Here is a 22,016-nt window from a genome sequence, read left to right on the forward strand (position 1 = left end):
CGCGTGAGTAATGGTGAAGGTTTCACCCTTCACCGTTGCCCGTGCTCCACGGATTCTCATCCATGAGGTTTCGGGCGCTGCGTCAGTTCGCTAAATTCATTTCGTCTACCGTTGCGTAGGTGGCGACCTCGGCCACAAACGCGGGATCGTGGCAGGTCAATACTATTGCCGTCGATGCGGAGAGCGCGTTGTGAATGAGCCGATGGACCATCACTCTGCCACGGGCGTCGAGAAGCGTGTCCGGCTCATCAAGAATGAGAATACTGCGGCGCAGTGCCACCGCGTAGGCGACCTGCGCGACCCGCAATTGCGAAGCCGAGACGTCCAGAGGGTGCTCCTCTAGAGGCAGGTCAGGTATGAGATCTGGCTCCTGCACCCACGCCCCAATGGTGGATTCGAGCACCTGGTCCATGGGCGATTGCAGCGCCATCGCGATGCTGGGATGGGCGGGTTCATCGCTGTCGAGGCCAGCGGCTGCGCGCAGCAACGTGGTCTTGCCTGAACCGTTTCCGCCACGCAGCCACAGCACTCCTCCAGGCCGCAGCTTCAAGTCCACCGGGCCAACCTCAAAAGTGCTGGATTCCGGAGCTTTGAGGTGCCACCAGCGCCTGGGTTTCGCACCGCGCGTAGCACGTACCTGGGAAATAGTGACGCTTTCCGAAGTCGGAGCCACGCGGGCAAGGTCAAAAATGCCGTCTGCGCTGGTGTCGTGTTCAACGAGGATGACCGCGGTTTCTTTCAGCGTTCCGAGATAGCTGGCGATGCGCTCGCGTGAATCGGGATCGAGGCCTGCCCACGGCTCGACCACGATGAGCACGGGTGGCTCGGCTATTGCGACCTGCGCGAGCGCAAGCCGGCGTGTTTGACCACCAGACAGGCCGGAGGGTTTGCGCGTGCCGTCGAGGGCGACGTCGCATAGCGCCTGCTCTACCCTGGATTTCATGTCCTGCGGATCCATCCCAAGGTGTTCCAACGCAAGCGCTAGTTCTTCCCTGACTGTCTCGCGCAGGAGAGATACGTGTGCTGCCGCATCGGCGCCGATTACCGTGGCAACACCCAAAATCTCTGCGAGTTGATGCGCAACGTCGTCGGCATTTTCGCTAAAGCCCACGCGAATGGTCTTGCTTGTTCCAGGGACTAGATCCATAGCAATACTCCAAGAACGCTGATGATGGGCAGTGCCCACCGTACGATACGCTGAGCCAGGCTGTCTGGAACGGGGGCCAAAACCGTGCGCCGGCCTGGTCTGTCGAATCCGATCGCAGTTAAGGCCTGGCCCCGTTGCGCACCCTGGGTGAGCAGGCGTGCGATCACCGGGATGATGACGCGGGAGGCAACGTTGCGTATGGAAACCTGCACGCCGCTGAGGCGGTTGGCGTCGCGTACCGCGGCGATGGCGCGCGCACCCTCGGGCAGGGATTGTAGGGAGGCACCCACCACGTAGGCAGCTTTGTGGCCGAGGCGGGAGGCTTGGAGCCACTTGGCGACGTCGCTGACCTTAACCATGGCGGCAGCCGCCACGATACAGCCCATCAAGGCGGCGAAACGTAGGGAAAGTTGGCCTGAAAGAAGCAGGCCATCACTGGTGAGCAATGGGAATATACGGTCAGTGCCGTAGGGCGCGTGAATGAGCACCATCGATGCCGCGGCGGGAAGGGCAAGCACCGTGGTGGTGGCGACCACCGCTATCGAGCGTGATGCGATGGTGCCAAGTATGAGCCACATGATGAGCACAGCCGCATTGAGCAGGGGTGAGTTTACGGCCACGATGAGAAACCAGGTGGAGGCTGCGGCGCTAAAAACAGTGGCTGGGTGAATCATTAACGCGGGCGCAGGCTTTCGAGGGTGCGCTTCGGCAGTGCCTTGATTGCTGCCCACACGATGAGGAAGACGATGGCCTTATCGAGCGGATCGGAGATGAAGGACTGCAGGGTCACCGAAGCGATAAGCGAGTTACCGAGCTCGCGGAAGAGCGAGACCACGGCGCCCGTTCCCAGGCCAGCGGTGCCGCCGTAAACGAATGCTGCGACGGGCGCGGCCAGCATGCCGGAGATGATTCCGATGATGGCGCCGGAAAGGATGACGGACCACCACTTCTTGAAGGCACCCTTGTTGATCGCCCAACCCGCAAGGAAACCGGTCGCAGCCGATACAGCCGCAAATGGCAGGGCTGCCGGGTTGAGAAGACCCCACACCACGGAGGATAGAGTACCCGTGGCCAGGCCAGCGATAGGGCCGGCAATGGCGGCGACGAGGATGGTACCCACGGAGTCGATGTAGAGCGGTACACCAATGGAACCGATGATCTCGCCGACGACGATGTTGAGGACCAATGCGACAGGGATGATTGCGATGGTTCGGGCGGGAAGCGCTGGCAGCGCGCCTGCAAGCAGCAAGGCGGCACCGAGCAAGTAGCCGACCAAGGTGATGAGTGCTTCAGTGGAGCCCGCGACGGACTCCCAGGAAGTCGGACGGACCAAAACGAGATAGATCCAGGTGGCTACGACGATGAGCGCACCGGCGATTACCAGGCCTTTGCGGGCTGGCGTTAAAGAGATCTGTGACATGAAACTTTCACTTTGGGAAGTAGTAGATGTACAAAGTGTTGGCAAAATTCTGCCCTATGTCACCTCGGGCAGCCCATCAATAATAAGCGCACTAAACGCGACGAGCCAAAATCCCGGCCGCACGGGTGAGCTCTGCGTGCGCGCCTACGATATCTACGGCGGTCACCACGTGTGCGTTGGCCTGTGCATCCCAATGTCCCCGTAGGTCCGCTACGGATGTTCCGCGCAGCAACTGCGACTCAGCCTCCACGTCCACGGTGGTGGTGTGCTTAAGGAAGTCCACCTTGCCGAGCGCGATCATGCAGGTGAGCAGGTCATGGATTTGAGCCTGGTAGCCTTCCCCTTGCTCTTGATGGAACTCGAAATAGAAGCGCAGGATCTCTGGAAGGTGGCGGGCCACCGGATGCTCGCCAAGCTCCGCGATGAGTCGCTCCAAGCGTGGCGGCGCGATGAGAAACTGCTCGGTCACTTCCAGTGAGCACAGCGTCGCTTGGCTGTCGCTTTCGCGCAAGGCGGCAAAGACCTGCTTTGCGGCATGCGGGTCTACCCAGAAGTTCCACTCCGCTGTGGGCGTGGTGTTGCCGCGGTAGTTTACTGCGCCGCCCATCACCGTCATCTGGCTGAACTTGCTCACCCCGGCTAGCGCTGCATTGGTGAGCGGACCGGTGACGATGAGCTGCACGCCCTGTTCAACAGAGTTGTTCCACAGGTCCCGCCAGTTGTAATCGGAGTGCCAGTCTGGGGCAGTGACGTAGCCCAGGCCAGCTGGGCCATGGGTTTCCGGGGTCGTTACCAGTGGAACCTTCAAGGGAACTGGGTGGCCGGGTGCCACGGGAATCTCCCCTAGCCCGCATTCGCTGAGAATGAACGCCGCGTTGCGAGCAGTGGTGTCGACGTCGATGTTGCCGGCCGTCGTGGTGACACCAACGAGTTCAATCTCGCCAACGTGGTGAAGCGCCGCGAGATAAATGAGGGCAAGGGCGTCATCAATTCCGGGATCGCAATCAAGCAGGATGCGGGGCGTGGTCATCGGCTAAAGACTCCTAAAAGACGAGGTTATCGAGGAATTTCTGGGCGCGCTCCGTCTGCGGGTTGTCAAAGAACGCATTGGGTTCGCCGGTCTCTACGATACGTCCTGCGTCCATGAACACAATCTGGTCCGACACTGCAATGTTTAGGCGAGCTCAACAATCTCCATGTATTCGTCGTTCCATAGATCCTCATCGCCATCAGGCATGATGATGACGCGCTCGGGCTTCAGCGCCTTGACCGCACCGGGGTCGTGTGTAACCAACACGACGGCGCCGGTGTAGGTGGAAAGTGCGTCGAGCACCTGCTCACGAGACTGCGGGTCCAGGTTGTTGGTCGGCTCATCCAGCAGCAAGACGTTTGCGCGCGAGGACACCAGGGTTGCCAGCGAAAGGCGGGTCTTCTCACCACCGGATAAGGTACCGGCGGGTTGCTCCAGCTTGTCGCCGGAGAACATAAAGGCACCGAGGAGGCCGCGGAGATCCTGTTGGCCTGCGTCCGGGCAAGCTTCAATGGTGTTCTCCCACACGGTCTTGTTCGCGTCGATGTTGTCGTGCTCTTGCGCGAAGTAGCCGATACGCAGACCATGGCCGGAAACAATGCCGCCCTCACCGTCGGTGCGTTCTACTCCCGCAAGCAGCTTCAGCAACGTGGTCTTACCAGCGCCGTTGTAACCGAGAACAACCACGCGGGAGCCCTTGTCGATGGCGAGATCGACGCCGGCAAAGACTTCCAAGGAACCGTACATCTTGGTAAGACCCTTAGCGTTCAGCGGGGTCTTGCCGCACGGCGCGGGCTCAGGGAACTTAATGTGCGCGACCTTGTCGGCCACGCGCACTTCGTCCAGTTGGTTCATCATGCGGTTCGCGCGGGCAAGCATCTGCTTGGCAGCGGCCGCCTTGGTGGCCTTCGCGCCGAGTTTGGCAGCCTGCTTCTGTAGGGCCGAAGCCTTCTTCTCCGCATTGGCGCGCTCACGTCGGCGGCGAGCTTCGTCGGTAGCGCGCGCATCCAGGTACTTCTTGAATCCCATGTTGTAAATGTCGGCCTCGGCGCGCACCGCATCAAGGAACCAGATCTTGTTGCACACAGCCTCAAGGAGGTCCACATCGTGAGAGATCATAATGAGGCCGCCCTCGTGCTTGGACAAGAAGCCGCGCAGCCACGTAATGGAGTCAGCATCCAAGTGGTTAGTCGGCTCATCCAACAGCAAGGTGGTCTGGGATTTGCCCGAGCCAGTCGACGCTGCGAAGAGGATCTGCGCAAGCTCCACGCGGCGGCGCTGACCGCCGGAGAGAGTCTTCAACTGCTGGTCAAGGATGCGCTGCGGCAATCCTAAGTTGTCGCAAATCTGCGCACACTCGGCGTCGGCTTCGTATCCGCCAAGAGCGTGGTACTCCTCCTCCAGGCGGGAATACTTGCGGATGGCTTTGTCGCGGAACTTCTCATCCGTGGCAGTCTCCATCAGCTCCTGCTGCTTTGCCATACGACGCTTGATCTCGTCCAAACCGCGGGCGGAGAGAACGCGCTCTCGCGCGGTGATCTCGATATTGCCTTCACGGGAGTCCTGTGGCAGGTAACCAATGGGGCCGGAACGCGTGACAGAGCCGCCATAGGGCTCGGTCTCCCCTGCCAGGATGCGCATCGTGGTGGTCTTGCCTGCACCGTTGCGTCCGACCAGCCCGATGCGGTCACCCGGCTGCACTCGCAGGTGCTGGCCGGGAGCGTCGAGAAGCGTACGTGCGCCCACGCGCACCTCGAAATCATTGGTCACAATCACGAGGAATCAGTCTATCAACCGGCGCTAACAGGTCATAGCTGAGCCAAAACCAGAAAACAAGAAGAGTCCCGCGGCCATTCGGCAGCGGGACTTATCAGGATGTGGAAGTTTAAATTACTCGCTTAGACTGCAAAGCCCAAAGCCTGCAGCATCTCTCGGCCTTCCTCGGTAATCATATTCGGACCCCATGGCGGCATCCAGACCCAGTTGATCTGGACGGCGTCGGCAAGCTTGTTGCCCACCACTGCGTCTTCAACCTGCTCACCAATGACATCGGTAAGCGGGCAGGCCGGCGAGGTCAGCGTCATGTTGATCATCGCTGTCTCCTTGCCGTCGACGTCCTCGAGCCAGACGTCATAGACCAGGCCCAGATCAACCACGTTGATACCGAGCTCCGGGTCAATGACGTCACGCATGTACTCGGTGATGTCGAAGACCTTGGCAATCTGTGCCTCGGTTTGGGGCGGACGGTCGCCGCCGCCATCGAAGTTGGCGTTGGCATCCTGGTATGGATCTACTGGGTCAGACATTTATTTCTCCAGTTCATTGAGCGCTTCCACGGATGCGGCCTGGAAGGCCTTCCATCCGAGGAGAGCGCATTTAACGCGGGCGGGGAACTTTGCGACGCCGCCGAAAGCAACACCGTCGCCGATGATTTCATCATCGCCTTCGACTTCGCCACGGGAGGTCACCATCTTCTCAAACTCTTCGAGCTTTTCTTTGGCCTCAGACAAAGATTTGCCAATGATTTCCTCAGCCATCACAGAAGTCGAGGCCTGCGAAATGGAGCAGCCCTCTGCCTCATAAGAGACATCCTCAACGGTCTTGCCATCTGCGGAAAGCTTTACGCGCAAGGTGATCTCGTCCCCGCAGGACGGATTGACGTGGTGGACCTCAGACTGGCCCTCGCGCAGGCCAGCGAACTTCGGGTTCTTATAGTGGTCCAGGATGACATCCTGGTACATGGAATCTAGATTCATTTACTCCACTCCAAAGAATTCGCGTGCAGCCTTGACGGCTTCGATGAGCTTGTCCACTTCTTCCTCAGTGTTGTAGAGGTAGAAGCTAGCGCGGGCAGTCGAGTTGATGTTGCCCGCACGATGCAGCGGCCACGCGCAGTGGTGGCCAGTACGGATGGAAACACCGTGCGAATCGAGCACCTGACCCAGGTCATGCGGGTGGATACCGTCAACCACGAAGGAGATGGCACCACCGCGTTGCTCGGTGGTGGTTGGACCAACGATGCGCAGACCAGGGATCTGCTTTAAGCCTTCCAGTGCGCGAGCAGTGAGCTTCTGCTCGTGGGCGTGGATGTTTGCCATGCCCACTTCGCTCAGGAACTTGACGGCTGCGCCAAGGCCCACGACCTGGCTGGTCATCTGCGTACCCGCCTCAAAGCGAGTAGGCGGGGCTGCAAAGGTGCTCTTTTCCATTCGGACGACTTCGATCATGGAGCCGCCGGTCAGGAATGGCGGGAGCTTTTCCAACAGCTCTGCCTTTCCGTAGAGCACGCCGACACCATTCGGGCCGCACATCTTGTGTCCCGAGAAGGCAGCGAAGTCCACGTCGAGCGCGTGGAAGTCCACGGCCATGTGCGGAACTGACTGGCAGGCATCCAAGACGACGAGAGCGTTTACGGCACGAGCGCGGCGAACCAGTTCTTCGACGTCAGCGATTGCACCCGTGACATTGGACTGGTGCGTGAACGCGACGACCTTGACGCTCTCATCAAGCTCGAGGGAATCGAGGTCGATGCGGCCGTCTTCGGTCATCGAGTACCACTTCAGCGTGGCGCCGGTGCGCTGGCACAGTTCCTGCCATGGGACGAGGTTCGCGTGGTGCTCGAGCTCGGTGACGACGACGGTGTCGCCCTCCCCTACATAGAGATCACCTGCACGCTCATCCGACAGCGTGTAGGCAACCTCATTGAGGGCCTCCGTTGCGTTCTTGGTGAACGCAATCTCGTCACGGTCGGCGCCAACGAAGGCAGCGATGGCCTGGCGAGCAGACTCGTAAGCATCGTCGGCCTCTTCGGCCAGCTGGTAGGAACCACGGTGGACTGGAGCATTCGTGCCAAGCACGAACTCCTCCTCCGCCTTCCAAACTGGCAGTGGCCTTTGGGAGGTAGCTCCCGAGTCGAGGTACACCAGCGGCTTATCGCCGCGCACGGTGCGCTCGAGGATCGGGAACTGCTTCCTAATGGCAGTTACATCGAAGTTAGACATTAGCCTTCTTACTTAACAAACTGATCGTAGCCGGACTCTTCGAGCTGGTCAGCGAGCTCTGCGCCGCCGGTCTTGATGACCTGGCCGTTGGCAAAGACGTGCACAAAGTCAGGCTTGACGTAGTTGAGAATGCGCTTGTAGTGGGTGATCATCAGGATGCCGCCGTTGGTTTCCTCCTGGAAGCGGTTGATGCCCTCAGAAACAACGCGCAGAGCGTCGACGTCGAGGCCGGAATCGGTTTCATCCATGATGGCGAACTTAGGCTTCAGCAGATCCAGCTGCATAACCTCGTGGCGCTTCTTCTCACCACCGGAGAAGCCCTCGTTAACAGCTCGGTGTGCGAAGGACTTATCGATGGAGAGCTTCTCGCGAGCCTCGGTTAGTTCCTTGTTCCACTCGCGCAGCTTCGGAGCCTCACCGCGGACAGCGGTGACAGCGGAGCGCATGAACTGAGCCATCTTGACGCCCGGGACCTCGGTTGGGTACTGCATAGCCAGGAAGAGGCCAGCGCGAGCGCGCTCGTCAACTTCCATCTCGAGGATGTTTTCGCCGTCGAGCAGGATCTCGCCCTCGGTTACTTCGTACTTCGGATGGCCGGCGATGACGTAGGACAAGGTGGACTTACCGGAGCCGTTAGGGCCCATGACAGCGTGGGTCTCGCCGGAGTTGATGGTGAGGTTAACGCCCTTGAGGATTTCCTTAGGCTCGCCGTTCTCGTCGTTCGGGAGGACCTGCGCGTGGAGGTTCTTAATTTCCAGGGTAGACATTGAGTTATACCTGCTTTCGGGGATTGTTAAGCGTTGATTTTTTCGAGCTCGTCAATGACGCGGGTTTCCAGATCCTCGCGCAAGGACTCAACCGGAATACGGGAAATGACCTCGGAGAAGAAGCCGCGGATGATGAGTCGGCGTGCCTCGGCAGCCGGAATACCGCGGGACATGAGGTAGAAGACCTCAAGATCATCGAAGCGGCCTACGGTTGCGGCGTGGCCTGCACCCACGATCTCACCGGTCTGGATCTCCAGGTTCGGGATCGCATCGGCGCGTGCGCCTTCAGTAAGGATGAGATTGTTGTTGGTCTCGTAGGTATCGGTGTTGTTTGCATCCTGGCGGATCAGAACGTCACCGACCCAGCAGGTACGGGCTTCTTTGCGTCCAGATTCGACGGTGCCGTCAGCCTGGTTGGTGCCCTGCAGGGCACCCTTGTAGAACACACGGGAACGGCAGTTCGGCACGGAGTGGTCCACCAGCAGACGGTTCTCAAAGTACTGTCCAGCATCTGCGAAGTAGACACCGAGCATCTCAGCGTCGCCGCCAGGAGCTGTGAAGGCAACGCGTGGAACGATGCGCACGATCTCGCCGCCGAAGATGGCGGTGTTATGGCGCAGAACAGAATCTCGACCCATGGAGGCGACCTGGTGGCCCAGGTGTACCGCGTTGTCTTCCCAATCAGCGTCGACAACAACGGTGACGTTGGCGCCGTCGCCAAGCAGGAATTCAACGTTGTCAGCATGGGTGCCGGAACCGACGTACTTGAGCACGACGGTGGCCTCTGCGTGGTGGCCAACCTGAATGGAAGTAGCACCAAAGGAGGTGACTCCCTCGCCTGCACCGGTGATGGTGATCTCGACGGGGTCGTTGACCTGTGCATCCGCATCGATGGTCACGATCTGTGCCTCCGGCATGGATGTCCATGCCTGCGCGGCAACGCGATCGGCAGGAGCGCCAGCGGTGCCCAAGCGGGCGTCATCGGGAGCAACAGTCTCAGTCGACACGCCTGCTGGGGTGGTTACGGAAATCTTCTGTGCAACGGCCGGTGCGAACTCGCCGTTGTGCAGACCGCGCAGGTGGCGCAGCGCGATGAAGCGCCAGACCTCGTCGCGGCCGTGTGGAACCGGGAAGTCATCGACGTTAAACGAGGTGAACTGGTCACCCTTCGTGACGTCAGCCGGATTGAATTCGTTGGAGGCAACCACTTAGCCCACCGATCCTTCCATCTGTAGTTCAATAAGGCGGTTGAGCTCGAGGGCGTACTCCATCGGGAGCTCCTTCGCGATTGGCTCCACGAAGCCGCGCACGATCATCGCCATTGCCTCCTCTTCCGCAATGCCGCGGGACATGAGGTAGAACAGCTGCTCCTCAGAGACCTGGGAGACAGTTGCCTCGTGGCCGAGGGTCACGTGATCGTTGCGGATGTCGTTATACGGGTAGGTATCCGAACGCGAGTTGTTGTCCACGAGCAGTGCGTCGCACTCGACGTTCGCGGTGGAGTTGGAGGCGTTCGCGTTGACCTGCACCAAGCCACGATAGGCAGCGCGGCCACCGTTGCGGGCAACGGACTTCGACACGATGTTGGAGGAAGTACGCGGTGCCATGTGAACCATCTTGGAACCGGTGTCCTGGACCTGACCCTCGCCAGCGAAAGCCAGGGAGAGGACCTCGCCTTTAGCGTGCTCACCAGTCAGCCAGCAGGACGGGTACTTCATGGTGACCTTGGAACCGATGTTGCCATCGACCCATTCCATGGTGCCGCCCTCTTCGACCTTGGCACGCTGGGTAACTAGGTTGTAGACGTTGGTGGACCAGTTCTGGATGGTGGTGTAACGGCAACGTCCGCCCTTCTTGACCACAATCTCGATAACGCCGGTGTGCAGGGAGTCCGAGTTGTAAATCGGAGCGGTGCAGCCCTCGATGTAGTGAACGTAAGCGTCTTCCTCAACGATGATGAGGGTGCGCTCGAACTGACCCATGTTCTCCGTGTTGATGCGGAAATAAGCCTGGAGCGGGATGTCCACGTGAACGCCCTTCGGGACGTAGACGAAGGAGCCGCCGGACCAACAGGCGTTGTTCAGTGCGGAGAACTTGTTGTCGCCTGCCGGAATAACGGTGCCGAAGTACTCCTGGAGGATCTCCGGGTACTCCTTAACTGCAGTGTCAGTGTCGACGAAGATGACGCCCTGTGCTTCAAGGTCTTCACGGATCTTGTGGTAGACCACCTCAGACTCGTACTGAGCCGCAACACCAGAGACCAGACGCTTTTTCTCTGCATCCGGAATGCCGAGCTTGTCGTAGGTTTCCTTAATGTCGGCGGGAAGGTCATCCCACGTCTGGGCCTGCTTCTCCGTGGAACGGACGAAGTACTTGATGTTGTCGAAGTCGATAGCGGAGAGATCCGGGCCCCACGTTGGAACCGGCTTCTTGTTAAAGATGCGCAGCGCCTTCAGCCGGGATTCCAGCATCCACTCCGGCTCGTTCTTCTTCTCAGAGATATCGCGGACAACGTCCTCGCTGAGTCCTCGGTGAGCTGCCTGACCCGCTTCGTCGGAATCGTGCCAGCCGTACTCGTAACCGCCGATGGAAGAGATGATCTCGTCATCACTCATCTTGGTCTCGAGGCCTGGTGCTGGTTGTGCCTGAGTCATAACCCGCTCCTTTCGTCTAAAGATTTGTTTTCCGGTCAGGGCTGACCGGAGTCAAGGGGATGTTTGTGGTGCAGATTCCGTGGCCATCCGCAATGGAAGCCAAGGGCTGCACGTGTTTACCTAATAGGGCAGAAAAGACTTCCTGCTCAGCCTCACACAACTCCGGATGTTCCGCAGCCACGTGGGCTACGGGGCAATGGTGCTGGCAAATCTGCACACCGTTGCCCGCACTATTTACCGTGGCAGCGTAACCATGTTCATCAAGAACCTCAGCGAGTTTCTTCGCCACTTCCTTTACAGACTCGTCATCCCGCACAAGTGGTTTAACGTCTGCCAGAAGTTTCTCGAAACGTGCTTTGGCAAAGCTACGCACTGCCTCGGCACCGCCGGCCGCGCGCAGGGCGTCCAGGGCATCGGAAGCAAGCGCGTCGTAAGCATGACCAAATTGCGCACGCCCACGGTCGGTGAGGCGGAAATGCTTGGCAGGGCGGCCACGCCCGGCAGAATGGGGCCGGCGATGGACAACCTCTGTTAGCTCTTCTTCCACCAGAATGTCTAAGTGCCGGCGAATTCCGGCGGCCGAAAGACCTAGGCGCTCGCCGAGGTACGACGCCGTCACCGGGCCGTCCTTGAGGAGGAGAAGCATGACCTGGCGGCGGGTATCGCCCTCGGTGGTTCGGGTCTCTTTATCTGTGACCATGTGCTGCACCTCCTTGTTAAAAACGAACGTCTATTTTTAGACAACACTAGTGTTCCCTAATTCATTCCCAATTTCCACCAGCGCTGGTCCCGGCGTGGCGTACCTTCACCCCCGTTTGAACAGAAGGCCCGCTAAAGTGTTTCTTTATGAAACAGCGTCTCACTGCCTTCCTAACGGGTGTCCGCGAGGACCTCCCGCGTTTTGGCAGTGCGGGTTCTCGTTCCGCGCAACTGCACGCTGATTCAGATGATGCAACGAGGGGCTCGCTTTCCGACGCCCTATATGACCTGCTCCCCGACGATCCTGAGGTTCGCCCGCGCACCTCTATTAATCAACTACGCGCCTTTTTCGTCCTGCGTTGGATGGGAACACTTGGCGCAATCCTTATCGCGGTTGGCGGCCTGGGGGCGGGCGCTCTCCCCGTGGTGGGTAATCCTTATGACAACGTTCCATTCGGCTCTTTAATGTCTCGCATGCTGCAGTCGGCCTCAGCATTGGTCTTTTTGGGTGTCGGGCTCATGGTGACCGCATGGGTACTCATCGCACCTTTCGTGGGGACGCCACTACGCGGTGCCCGTGGCATAAAACCTCGACGCTTGCTAACCCAAAGCCAGCTCTGGCGAACGTGGGCGGGTTGGGTCATCCCACTCATTTTCACCGCTCCCCTGTTTACGCAGGATATTTATTCCTACCTTGCTAATGGCTCCATCGTGGCCCAGGGGCTCGATCCCTATTCAGCAGGCCCCGTTCAGTTATTGGGATCGGAGGACCCACTAGCGCGCTCGGTTCCATTCATCTGGGCCAACTCGCCCTCGCCCTATGGCCCTGTGGCACTGGGCCTCGCGGCCATAGTTAGCTTGCTCACGCATAACTCGATCATCCTCGGTGTTATTGCGCATCGTATTCTCTCGTTGGCGGGCATCATTGCAGCGGGATGGGCGACCTCGCAGCTGGCACGTCGCTGCCGAGTTTCTCCAGAATCAGCGCTTTGGCTGGGTATCTTGAACCCACTGACTACCTTGCACCTAGTGGGCGGTATTCATAACGAGTCGGTGATGTTGGGGCTGGCACTCGTGGGCGTGGAACTGGGCCTGCGCGGGGTCGATAAGTTGGGTGGAAGACCCGTGTGGTTCTATTTCTTGGCCTCGGGCCTGCTCATTTCTTGCGCAGGCATGGTCAAGGTGACGGGCTTTATCGGCTTGGGTTTTGTGGGCATGGCCCTGGCCCGAGTGTTGATGCTGCGGCGCGGTAAATCCAGCCTGGGTGCCATAGCTAGCGCAACCGCAGTCCAACTCGGCATCCTCATCCTGTCCATCGGCATCGTCACACTTGCATCCGGCATCGGACTGGGCTGGATCACGGGCCAAGGTGGTGCCGCAAGCATTCGCTCTTGGCTTTCCTCTAGTACCGCCGTGGGCGTCGGCGCCGGCTTCCTAGGGATGCTTTTGGGTTTGGGCGACCACACTGAGGCAATCCTCTCCTTTACCCGCGCGGTAGGCGTGCTCATCGCCACCGGATTCATGTTCCGCATGCTCCTTGCAACGTACCGCGGAAGCATCCATCCGATTGGCGGTCTGGGAATCTCGACGCTTGTGTTAGTCGTTTTCTTCCCTGTGGTCCACCCGTGGTACATCCTCTGGGCGGTGTTGCCGCTTGCGGCTTGGGCTAACCGGCTCATCTTCCGCCTCACTGTGGTGATTTATTCGGCTGGGATGAGCTTCTTCGTTCTCCCGCGCGGCCTTGGCCTCCCGCCGGGCACGATCGCTGTCATCTATATTTCCGCAATTGCTGCATACGTCGTGGTCATGAGGCTGTGGACTCTCCTATTACGTCGCTCAAGAATTAGTGTCCTAAACTAGTCCTTCGTGAATACAACTTTCGATGGATCCCCAGCTCTCGAGCTGACGGACGTAGTCAAAACCTACGGGGACAAAAGAGCCGTAGACGGGCTCAGCTTCCATGTGAATCGTGGAGAAATGCTGTGTCTGCTGGGCCCCAATGGTGCGGGTAAGACCACGACTATCGAGATGTGCGAGGGCTTTAAGAAGCCGACGTCGGGGAGCATTCGTGTCCTTGGCCTCGACCCCAGCACAAGTCCCGATGCCGTACGGGAGCGCATCGGAATCATGCTGCAAGGTGGTGGCTCTTATTCCGGAATTCGCGTCCGCGAGATGCTACAGCTTAGCGCGAAGTACAGTGCCAACCCCCTCGACCCGGATTGGCTCATCGAGAAGCTAGGACTCAAGGGGCTCGAGAAGAACACCTACCGCCGTCTCTCCGGCGGTCAGCAGCAGCGACTTTCCTTGGCGCTAGCCATCATTGGCAGGCCGGAGCTGGTCTTCCTAGACGAACCCACCGCAGGTCTCGACGCGCAGTCGCGGCTAGCTGTGTGGGATCTCATTCGTGCGCTGCGCGCAGACGGCGTGACCACTATCCTAACTACCCACCTGATGGATGAAGCGGAGGCGCTTGCCGACAGAGTGGTCATCATTGATCACGGACACATGGTGGCTCAAGGCACCACCGCCGAGCTGATGGAATCCACGGGGTCTCCACTCATTAGCTTTGAGACCTCGACCGAAGTTGACCTCGCAGCGCTGCGTGCGGCAGATCTTCCTACGGATGCCACCCGCCCACTGCACTACCGCGTCGAGACTCCGGCCACCCCGGAGGTCATCGCCCGCCTAGCGCAAGAGTTGGCACGACAATCCGTGACCTTGCGCAGCCTCGACACCACACACCGCAATCTTGAGGACGTCTTCCTTGACATCACCGGCCGCGAGCTGAGGAGTTAAGAACCATGTCACGTTTTGAACCAGGAACTTTCACTCCCAATCCGCAGCGCGCCAGCGTATGGGCTATGGCCCGGGCACAGGGAGCTATCGAGTCAAAGCTGATGCTTCGCCACGGCGAGCAACAGCTGCTCAGCATCGTCATTCCGCTCGCGCTCCTTATCGGTGCGGCCCGCATGGAGAGCGTCACCGGCCAGGGACTCAAGGAAGTTTTCCCCATGGTCTTGGCTGTGGCCTCCACCAGTTCGGGATTTACGGGTCAGGCTATTTCTCTTGCCTTTGACCGCCGCTACGGGGCGCTGAAGAGAACCGGCGCCTCCGGTGTACCCGCATGGACAATCATCGCGGGCAAGATTGCCGCGGTCTTTTCCATGGTGGTTCTACAGGTGGTCGTGCTGGGTGGTGTTGCTTTTCTGCTAGGGCTGCGTGTTGGCCTCTCGGGGATCGTGCTCGCCTTGTTTACCCTCGTGCTGGGTGTGGCTTCCTTTACTGCACTAGGTTTGCTGCTCGGCGGAACCCTGAGCTCCGAGATGGTCCTCGCGGTGGCGAACCTCATTTGGTTCATTCTCATGGGTGTTGTCGGTTGGGCCATGTATTCCCAGGGCCTCGGCAATGATGGGCTTCTTACGCTCGTTCCTACGGTCGCTATGGCAAGTGCGCTAAACGATGCCTTCAACAACATGTTTCCTTGGCAGGAACTGTTGGTCCTTATCGCATGGGCCGGGGCGGCGTCGTTTGCAGCGGTCCGTTGGTTCCGTTTCGAAGGCTAAATGTGACTTTTGTCTTTTTCCCGGTTTCCAGCGTGAAGGGTTTCGTTTCGAGCACACCCGCGCGGTAGTCTTTTTAACGTGAATTCCGGTAATAAAGTAACGACGTTCTTCCGCGAGGCGACGCCCACGAATAAGCAGCAGCGCCTCATCGCACTGATTCTGCTCATCTGCCAGGGTGGCATCACGGTATCGGGCGCTATTGTCCGCGTTACTGGTTCGGGCCTTGGCTGTATCACCTGGCCGGAGTGCCACCCGGGTTCGCTGGTTCCGCTGTCCGGCGCGGCGCCGTGGATCCACCAGCTCATCGAGTTTGGTAACCGCCTGCTTACCTTCGTGGTTTCCGCCGCAGCCGTGGCCGCCATCGTCGCCATGCACATGGCTCGTCGCCGTACCGAGCTAAAGGTCTATGCCTGGCTCAACCTCGCCGGCGTTATGGTCCAGGCCGTCATCGGCGCCATTTCCGTGTTCCTAAAGCTCAACTGGTGGGCTGTGGCGCTGCACTTCCTGCCGTCCATGATCTTGGTGTGGCTGGCTGCAATGCTCTACTCCCGCATCCTGGAGCCTGACGATGGAACTCCTACCCGTATGTTCCCGCAGGCAATCCGCGTCATGGCAGCGATGGCAACCATCGCCCTGGCAGTCGTATTGACCACCGGCACCATGGTTACCGGCTCCGGAGTTCACTCCGGCGACGATGGCGTAGGCATGGAAGGTCGCCTTAACGTCGACACTGAATTCATGGCTGTCGTACACGCTATGTGCATGTACGCCTACTTGGCCTTGACGCTCATCGTCGTCTTCATGCTCTACCGCTTCCGCGCCTCCGAGCTGGCCAAGAAGGCGGGCTGGGTGCTCATCGCCTGCATCTTGGTCCAATGGGGCATCGGCGTAGCTCAGTTCTACATGCACATCCCACGCTGGACTGTTCCAATCCACATCGGCATGTCTTCGGTGGTTACCGCCTTTACCGCCCTGCTCTGGGCACATGGATTACGTCGTACTGGTGGTTCGGAGAACCTTGTGACAGGTTCCCCCGCTGCCGAAGAAAAGTACGCTGCGCGTCGAGCAGCGTTGGCGCAGCGTTGACAAAGTTAGCAAGCCGCTAGCATCTTCATTCCGCTCTTCGGGCCACCCCCTCGGAGGGCGGTTTTGCTGCATATACAGGCCGCGCTGGGATAGCCTTTGTATATGTACGCAATTCAGGTCAACCAGACTGGCGGCCCAGAAGTTCTCGAGTATGTCGAGGTCCCGGCCCCCACTCCCACTGAGGATCAGGTGCTTGTCGACGTCATCGTTGCCGGCGTCAACTACATCGATACCTACTACCGCGAAGGAATCTACAACGCCGCCACACCATTCGTGCTTGGACTTGAAGGCACAGGCCGAGTCGTTCACGACCCAAAGGGAGAAATCGCCGAGGGAACCATGGTCGCTTGGGACCATGCTTTTGGTTCCTACGCTGAACAGGTCTGCGTATCCCGCGACCGCATTGTTGCCGTGCCTGATGACTTCCCACCAGAGGTTGCAGGGTCAATGCTCTTGCAGGGCATGACGGCTCATTACCTGGCTAATGGTGTCTACCAGCTCGGCGAGGGCGCCTCCTGCCTGATTACTGCCGGCGCTGGCGGCGTTGGCCTCATCTTGACCCAGATGGCCAAGGCGCTGGGGGCCACCGTCTACACGGTCGTCTCCACCGATGAAAAGGAACAGCTCTCCTACGAAGCTGGTGCGGACCAAGTATTCCGCTACGGTGAGGGCCTGGCGGAGCAAGTGCGCCGCTTCAACGGCGGCCGCGGAGTCGACGTCGTCTACGATGGCGTCGGCAAAGACACCTTCAACGAGTCCCTTGAGGTTGTCCGTCCACGCGGCACCGTGGCTCTGTTTGGTGCCGCATCCGGCCCCGTCCCGCCCATGGACCCACAGTTGCTCAACAAGCATGGCTCCATCTTCCTGACACGTCCTTCGCTGGGTGCTTGGACCGCTCAGGAGGGCGAGTTCCAGATGCGTGCACAGGCAGTCGTCCAAGCCGTCACAGACGGCGACGTCACCTTCAACGTGACCGCCTCTTATCCCCTCGAGGACGCCGCTCAGGCTCACCGGGACATGCACGCCCGCAAGACCACCGGCTCGATTGTCCTGCGCGTGCGCGAGGACAACTAGCGCAGAAACTTTATGGCGCCGTACTTAACGTACGGCGGTACTTAACGTACGGCGCCGTTCTGCTTTCCTAAACATCCCTAGATGGCTTTTAAAGCTCTCCGAGAGCTTAGAACCAGACGGTGGACCAACCCAGCATGCTACCGATGGATTCCCAACCGAGCACGGCATCGATAGACAGGCCGATGAAGAGAACTGAAAGGTAGTTGTTGGAGTAGATAAACAAGCGCATCGGCTTGACCTTCGCGCCGTTCTTCACGCCCTTATGCAGAGCTATAGCAATCCACAGGAAGACTGCACCTGAGACCACTGCGGCAACGAGGTAAATCCACGAGGCAGCCGGAATGATGAGGAAAGTCACGATGACGGTGCCAACGGTGTACCAAACGATCTGGCGGGTGACCTCCACCTCTGGTGCCACGACGGGCAGCATCGGCACGCCTGCCTTGCGGTAGTCCTCCTTATACTTCATGGCCAGGGCCCACGTGTGCGGCGGGGTCCAGAAGAAGATGATGAGGAACAGGACGATGGCCTGCCACCACTTGTCCGGCTCGCCGGCCGGGGCGTTGTCGCGGATGACCGCCCAGCCGACCATTGCCGGCATACAGCCTGCGAGGCCACCCCAGACGATGTTCTGGGAGTTTCGCATTTTCAAGAACTTCGTATAGACGAACACGTAGAAGAAGTTCGTCAGGAGCACGAAGAAGGCTGCAAGCCACGAGTGCGCGAGTACGCCCAGCCAGAAGACGGAAAGAAACAGCATGATCCACGCGAAGATGGCTGCGTTACGGCGCGAAATCTTGGCGCGTACCAGCGGCCTTGCACGCGTGCGCTGCATCTTCTGGTCGATCTCATAGTCGACAACGTTGTTAAAAGTATGAGCAGCTGCCGCGCCCATCCAGCCGCCGAAGATGGTGGACAGAATCAGCCAGAAGTTATCCGTCACGGACTCGATTCCACGCTGTGCCTGGAGCATCGCCGGGATTGCGGCAACAAGGAGGAGCTCAATGATCCTCGGCTTCGTCAGCGCAAAATAGGCCTTGATCGTCTCCAAGGATTATTCCTCCAGTATCTGGCATGGGTGTATTTCAGCTGCCTGGGTAAGAGGCCGCAATGTAGTAGTCGGCTATTCGGGTTAAATAGTTCCCGCGCGCGGCCGTGGCTTCTTAACCATGCCAGCCTACAGTTTCTCAGACAGTTTCAATAATCCGCCACGGGCAAATGAAAATCTCGTCACTGACAAATCAAAACCTCTAGACTTGAGGGGTCAATGAACATTCGAACCTAAAAGTGAGGCTTCCCACAGTGTCGCAAGAAAAGCTGTCCCCAGAACTGCAGGCCATGGTTGAACGCCGTTACCCGGCTGACTGGACCGACGTGGATACTCGCGCAGTAGATACTGTCCGTGTCCTGGCCGCGGACGCCGTCCAGAAGTGCGGTTCCGGCCACCCGGGTACCGCGATGTCGCTGGCGCCCCTCGCCTACACGCTCTACCAGCGCGTCATTAATCACGACCCTAACGATGTGAAGTGGGCTGGCCGTGACCGCTTTGTCCTCTCCGTTGGCCACTCCTCGCTGACCCAGTACATCCAGCTTTACCTCGGCGGCTTCGGTCTCGAGCTTGATGACCTCAAGTCCCTGCGTACCTGGGGCTCGCTGACCCCGGGCCACCCGGAGGTTAACCACACCGATGGTGTTGAAATCACCACCGGCCCGCTCGGCCAGGGCCTGGCCTCCGCAGTGGGCATGGCCATGGCTTCCCGCAAGGAGCGCGGCCTTTTCGACGCGTCCGCACCCGCAGGCGAGTCCCCTTTCGATCACCACATCTACGTCATCGCGTCCGATGGTGACCTGCAAGAGGGCGTTACCGCAGAGGCCTCTTCCCTCGCGGGGACGCAGAAGCTCGGCAACCTGATCGTATTCTGGGATGACAACCGCATCTCCATCGAGGACGATACGAACATCGCGTTCAACGAGGACGTCGTCAAGCGCTACGAGGCATATGGCTGGCACGTACAGACCGTGGAATCCGGCGAGGACGTCGTAGCCCTCGAAGCCGCTGCCAAGGCTGCGCGTGAGGAGACCGAGCGTCCTTCCTTCATCCGCGTCAAGACCGTCATCGGTTACCCGGCACCTAACAAGATGAACACCGGTGGCGTACACGGTGCCGCCTTGGGTGACGACGAAGTCGCCGCAACCAAGGAAGTCTTAGGCTTCGACCCAGCACAGACCTTCGAGGTCTCCGACGAGGTCATTAACCACACCCGCAAGCTGCGCGAGCGCGGTGCTCAGGCCCACGTCGAGTGGCAGGAAAAGTTCGATGCTTGGGCTTCCGCTAATCCGGAGGCAAAGGCCCTCTTCGACCGCATGCAGTCCCGTGAGCTGCCAGAGAACTTTGATTCGGAGCTTCCGACCTGGGATGCCGGCGAATCCGTAGCCACCCGTAAGGCTTCTGAAGCTACCATTCAGGCACTGGCTGCTGCTGTCCCGGAGATGTGGGGCGGCTCCGCTGACCTTGCAGGCTCCAACAACACCGTTATCAAGGGCGCCGAGTCCTTCGGCCCAGAGTCCATCACCACTGGCGCTTGGAATGCCCAGCCATACGGCCGCAACCTCCACTTTGGTATCCGTGAGCACGCCATGGCCGCCATCATGAACGGCATCGCCCTGCACGGAAACACCCGCGTGTACGGCGGTACCTTCCTCATCTTCTCTGAGTACCAGTACCCTGCCGTTCGCCTAGGCGCCTTGATGTCTACTGACACCTACTACGTGTGGACCCACGACTCCATCGGCTTGGGCGAGGACGGCCCGACCCACCAGCCGGTAGAAACGCTCGCCGCACTGCGCGCTATTCCGAACCTCTCCGTCATCCGTCCGGCAGACGCCAACGAGACCGCGCAGGCATGGGCCGCTGCATTCGAGTACAAAGCTGCTCCAAAGGGCCTGGCGCTGTCCCGCCAGAACCTGCCTGTCCTCGAGGGCACCAAGGAGAAGGCACGCGACGGCGTTCGCCGCGGCGCTTACGTTCTGGTCGAAGGTTCCAAGGAAACTCCAGACGTCATCCTCATGGCAACCGGTTCCGAGGTTAAGCTCGCGGTCAAAGCAGCCCAACAGCTCGAATCCGAGGGCACCGCAGCCCGCGTCGTTTCGGCTCCGTGCCTTGAGTGGTTCGACGAGCAGGACGACGCCTACCGCGAGTCCGTTCTGCCTTCCGCTGTCCGCGCCCGCGTCTCCGTCGAGGCAGGCCTGGCAATGCCATGGCACAAGTACACCGGCACCTTCGGCCGCAATGTCTCCCTCGAGCACTTCGGCGCTTCTGCCCCAGCAGAGGAGCTCTTTGAGAAGTTCGGCTTCACTACCGCTGCGGTAGTCGACGCCGCCCGCGAATCCATCACCGCAAGCAAGTAAGGAAAGCATGTCTCACATTGACGAACTAGCACAGCTCGGTACCTCCACGTGGCTCGACGACCTCTCCCGCGAGAGGCTGGAGTCCGGCAACTTGGCGGAGATCATCAAGACCAAGTCCATCGTGGGTGTTACCACCAACCCGGCAATCTTCGCGGCAGCGATGTCGAAGGGCACCGCGTACGATTCCGCGATTGCTGCGTTGGAGGAAGAGGGCGCCAAGGCTGACGACGCCGTCTACTCCCTGGCGATCGACGACGTCGCCAATGCTTGCGATCTCTTCGCCGGCATCTACAAGGCATCTGAAGGCCGCGACGGCCGCGTGTCCATCGAGGTGGATCCGCGCATTTCTGCAGATACCCAGGCCACCATCCAGCAGGCTCGTGAGCTGTGGGCGCGTGTCAACCGCCCGAACCTGATGATCAAGATTCCGGCAACGGAGGGCTCGCTGCCGGCTATCGCAGACGCGCTTGCCGACGGCATCTCGGTCAACGTCACCTTGATCTTCTCCGTGGAGCGCTACGCCCAGGTCATCGATGCGTTCAAAAAGGGCATCAAGCGCGCTGCTGAGGCAGGTCATGACGTATCCAAGATTCACTCGGTCGCGTCCTTCTTCGTTTCCCGTCTAGATACTGAGGTGGACAAGCGCCTCGAGACCATCGGCACGCCGGAAGCTCTCGCGGCACGTGGCAAAGCGGGCGTCGCCAATGCGCAGCGTGCTTACGCCCTTTTCGAGGAAGAATTGCTCAACTCGGATGATCTTCCAGAGGGCGCAAACGTGCAGCGCCCACTGTGGGCATCTACCGGCGTGAAGAACCCGGAGTACCCAGCAACGCTGTACGTTTCCGAGCTTGCTGGCCCGCACACGGTCAACACCATGCCGGAAAAGACCATTGATGCGGTCCTTTCCGAAGGTAACCTGCACGGTGACACCCTCTCCGGAGCGAAGGCTGAAGCAGATGCAGTATTCGCTGAGCTCGAGGATTTGGGCATCGACTTCCAGGACGTGTTCGCAGTGCTGGAGAAGGAAGGCGTCGACAAGTTCGTCGCTGCTTGGGATGAGCTGCTCGAATCCATGGCTGCTCGTCTTTAACTAAAGAATTCTTCGCCTTGCGCCCCGCTGACTAACCTCAGCGGGGCGCTTGTCGCTAGAATGTGTCGCTGGACAAA

The 22,016-nt window shown here is 59.5% G+C and carries 20 protein-coding genes; 7 read left to right on the top strand and 13 right to left on the bottom strand.

From position 1 onward, the window contains the following. Positions 1-82: 82 nt before the first annotated feature. The 12 genes from I6I72_RS00595 to I6I72_RS00650 form a co-directional block, all read right to left on the bottom strand. Entirely contained in the window at positions 83-1,147 is a 1,065-nt protein-coding gene (locus I6I72_RS00595; RefSeq protein ID WP_049062388.1) for an ATP-binding cassette domain-containing protein, read from the bottom strand. Beyond that, complete coding sequence (locus I6I72_RS00600; protein ID WP_049062387.1) at positions 1,138-1,821, bottom strand: energy-coupling factor transporter transmembrane component T; 684 nt, start codon at positions 1,819-1,821, stop codon at positions 1,138-1,140. Before I6I72_RS00600 ends, I6I72_RS00595 begins: the two co-directional genes overlap by 10 nt. Beyond that, entirely contained in the window at positions 1,821-2,567 is a 747-nt protein-coding gene (locus tag I6I72_RS00605) for a glycosyl transferase family 9 (protein ID WP_049062386.1), read from the bottom strand. The genes I6I72_RS00600 and I6I72_RS00605 overlap by 1 nt, the downstream gene beginning before the upstream one ends. 91 nt (positions 2,568-2,658) lie before the next feature. Then, on the bottom strand, positions 2,659-3,597 hold the full coding sequence (locus tag I6I72_RS00610; RefSeq protein WP_049062385.1) for a nucleoside hydrolase: 939 nt from the start codon (positions 3,595-3,597) through the stop codon (positions 2,659-2,661). A gap of 144 nt (positions 3,598-3,741) precedes the next feature. Next, positions 3,742-5,373, bottom strand: coding sequence for an ABC-F family ATP-binding cassette domain-containing protein (locus I6I72_RS00615; RefSeq protein ID WP_049062384.1), 1,632 nt, complete (start codon positions 5,371-5,373; stop codon positions 3,742-3,744). A 122-nt stretch (positions 5,374-5,495) separates the two neighbouring features. After that, the gene (locus I6I72_RS00620) at positions 5,496-5,903 is read right to left on the bottom strand and encodes a metal-sulfur cluster assembly factor (RefSeq protein ID WP_005531583.1); all 408 of its coding nucleotides are present in this window, start codon (positions 5,901-5,903) and stop codon (positions 5,496-5,498) included. Then, positions 5,904-6,353, bottom strand: coding sequence for a Fe-S cluster assembly sulfur transfer protein SufU (sufU, locus tag I6I72_RS00625; protein WP_049062383.1), 450 nt, complete (start codon positions 6,351-6,353; stop codon positions 5,904-5,906). It lies immediately after the preceding gene. Continuing rightward, positions 6,354-7,598 (bottom strand): cysteine desulfurase, encoded by a 1,245-nt coding sequence (locus I6I72_RS00630; protein WP_046645958.1) that lies wholly within the window; start codon positions 7,596-7,598, stop codon positions 6,354-6,356. A gap of 8 nt (positions 7,599-7,606) precedes the next feature. Continuing rightward, positions 7,607-8,365, bottom strand: a complete 759-nt coding sequence (gene sufC, locus I6I72_RS00635; protein ID WP_005531589.1) for a Fe-S cluster assembly ATPase SufC — start codon at positions 8,363-8,365, stop codon at positions 7,607-7,609. A gap of 26 nt (positions 8,366-8,391) precedes the next feature. Then, positions 8,392-9,573: a Fe-S cluster assembly protein SufD gene (sufD, locus tag I6I72_RS00640; RefSeq protein WP_049062382.1), complete on the bottom strand. Its 1,182-nt coding sequence runs from the start codon at positions 9,571-9,573 to the stop codon at positions 8,392-8,394. Then, positions 9,574-11,019, bottom strand: coding sequence for a Fe-S cluster assembly protein SufB (sufB, locus tag I6I72_RS00645; protein ID WP_049062381.1), 1,446 nt, complete (start codon positions 11,017-11,019; stop codon positions 9,574-9,576). A gap of 16 nt (positions 11,020-11,035) precedes the next feature. Then, positions 11,036-11,719 (bottom strand): helix-turn-helix transcriptional regulator, encoded by a 684-nt coding sequence (locus tag I6I72_RS00650; protein WP_005531593.1) that lies wholly within the window; start codon positions 11,717-11,719, stop codon positions 11,036-11,038. A 146-nt stretch (positions 11,720-11,865) separates the two neighbouring features. On the opposite strand from I6I72_RS00650, the gene mptB reads away from it, so the two are divergent. The 5 genes from mptB to I6I72_RS00675 all read left to right on the top strand — a co-directional run bounded on the left by mptB (position 11,866) and on the right by I6I72_RS00675 (position 17,441). Further along, complete coding sequence (mptB, locus tag I6I72_RS00655; RefSeq protein WP_049062380.1) at positions 11,866-13,578, top strand: polyprenol phosphomannose-dependent alpha 1,6 mannosyltransferase MptB; 1,713 nt, start codon at positions 11,866-11,868, stop codon at positions 13,576-13,578. A gap of 6 nt (positions 13,579-13,584) precedes the next feature. Then, positions 13,585-14,514, top strand: coding sequence for an ABC transporter ATP-binding protein (locus I6I72_RS00660; protein ID WP_049062379.1), 930 nt, complete (start codon positions 13,585-13,587; stop codon positions 14,512-14,514). A 5-nt stretch (positions 14,515-14,519) separates the two neighbouring features. After that, a complete protein-coding gene (locus I6I72_RS00665) occupies positions 14,520-15,281 on the top strand; it encodes an ABC transporter permease (protein ID WP_034657510.1) in 762 nt (253 codons plus the stop codon). Positions 15,282-15,359: 78 nt separating this feature from the next. Beyond that, positions 15,360-16,367, top strand: coding sequence for a COX15/CtaA family protein (locus I6I72_RS00670; protein ID WP_049151702.1), 1,008 nt, complete (start codon positions 15,360-15,362; stop codon positions 16,365-16,367). A gap of 102 nt (positions 16,368-16,469) precedes the next feature. Beyond that, the gene (locus I6I72_RS00675) at positions 16,470-17,441 is read left to right on the top strand and encodes a quinone oxidoreductase family protein (protein WP_049151703.1); all 972 of its coding nucleotides are present in this window, start codon (positions 16,470-16,472) and stop codon (positions 17,439-17,441) included. Between the two features lie 106 nt (positions 17,442-17,547). Here the strand turns inward: I6I72_RS00675 and I6I72_RS00680 are convergent, their stop codons facing one another. After that, positions 17,548-18,492 carry a heme o synthase gene (locus I6I72_RS00680; protein ID WP_049145838.1) on the bottom strand — a complete coding sequence of 315 codons (945 nt, stop codon included), beginning with the start codon at positions 18,490-18,492 and terminating at the stop codon, positions 17,548-17,550. 287 nt (positions 18,493-18,779) lie between these two features. Here I6I72_RS00680 and tkt point away from each other — a divergent pair, with 287 nt between their 5' ends. Beyond that, positions 18,780-20,849, top strand: coding sequence for a transketolase (gene tkt, locus I6I72_RS00685; RefSeq protein ID WP_168712900.1), 2,070 nt, complete (start codon positions 18,780-18,782; stop codon positions 20,847-20,849). Between the two features lie 7 nt (positions 20,850-20,856). Beyond that, positions 20,857-21,939, top strand: a complete 1,083-nt coding sequence (tal, locus tag I6I72_RS00690; RefSeq protein ID WP_049151705.1) for a transaldolase — start codon at positions 20,857-20,859, stop codon at positions 21,937-21,939. Positions 21,940-22,016: the final 77 nt, after the last annotated feature.

Origin of the sequence: Corynebacterium striatum (assembly GCF_016728105.1) — a bacterium.
In the GTDB taxonomy this organism is placed as follows: Bacteria; Actinomycetota; Actinomycetes; order Mycobacteriales; family Mycobacteriaceae; genus Corynebacterium; species Corynebacterium striatum.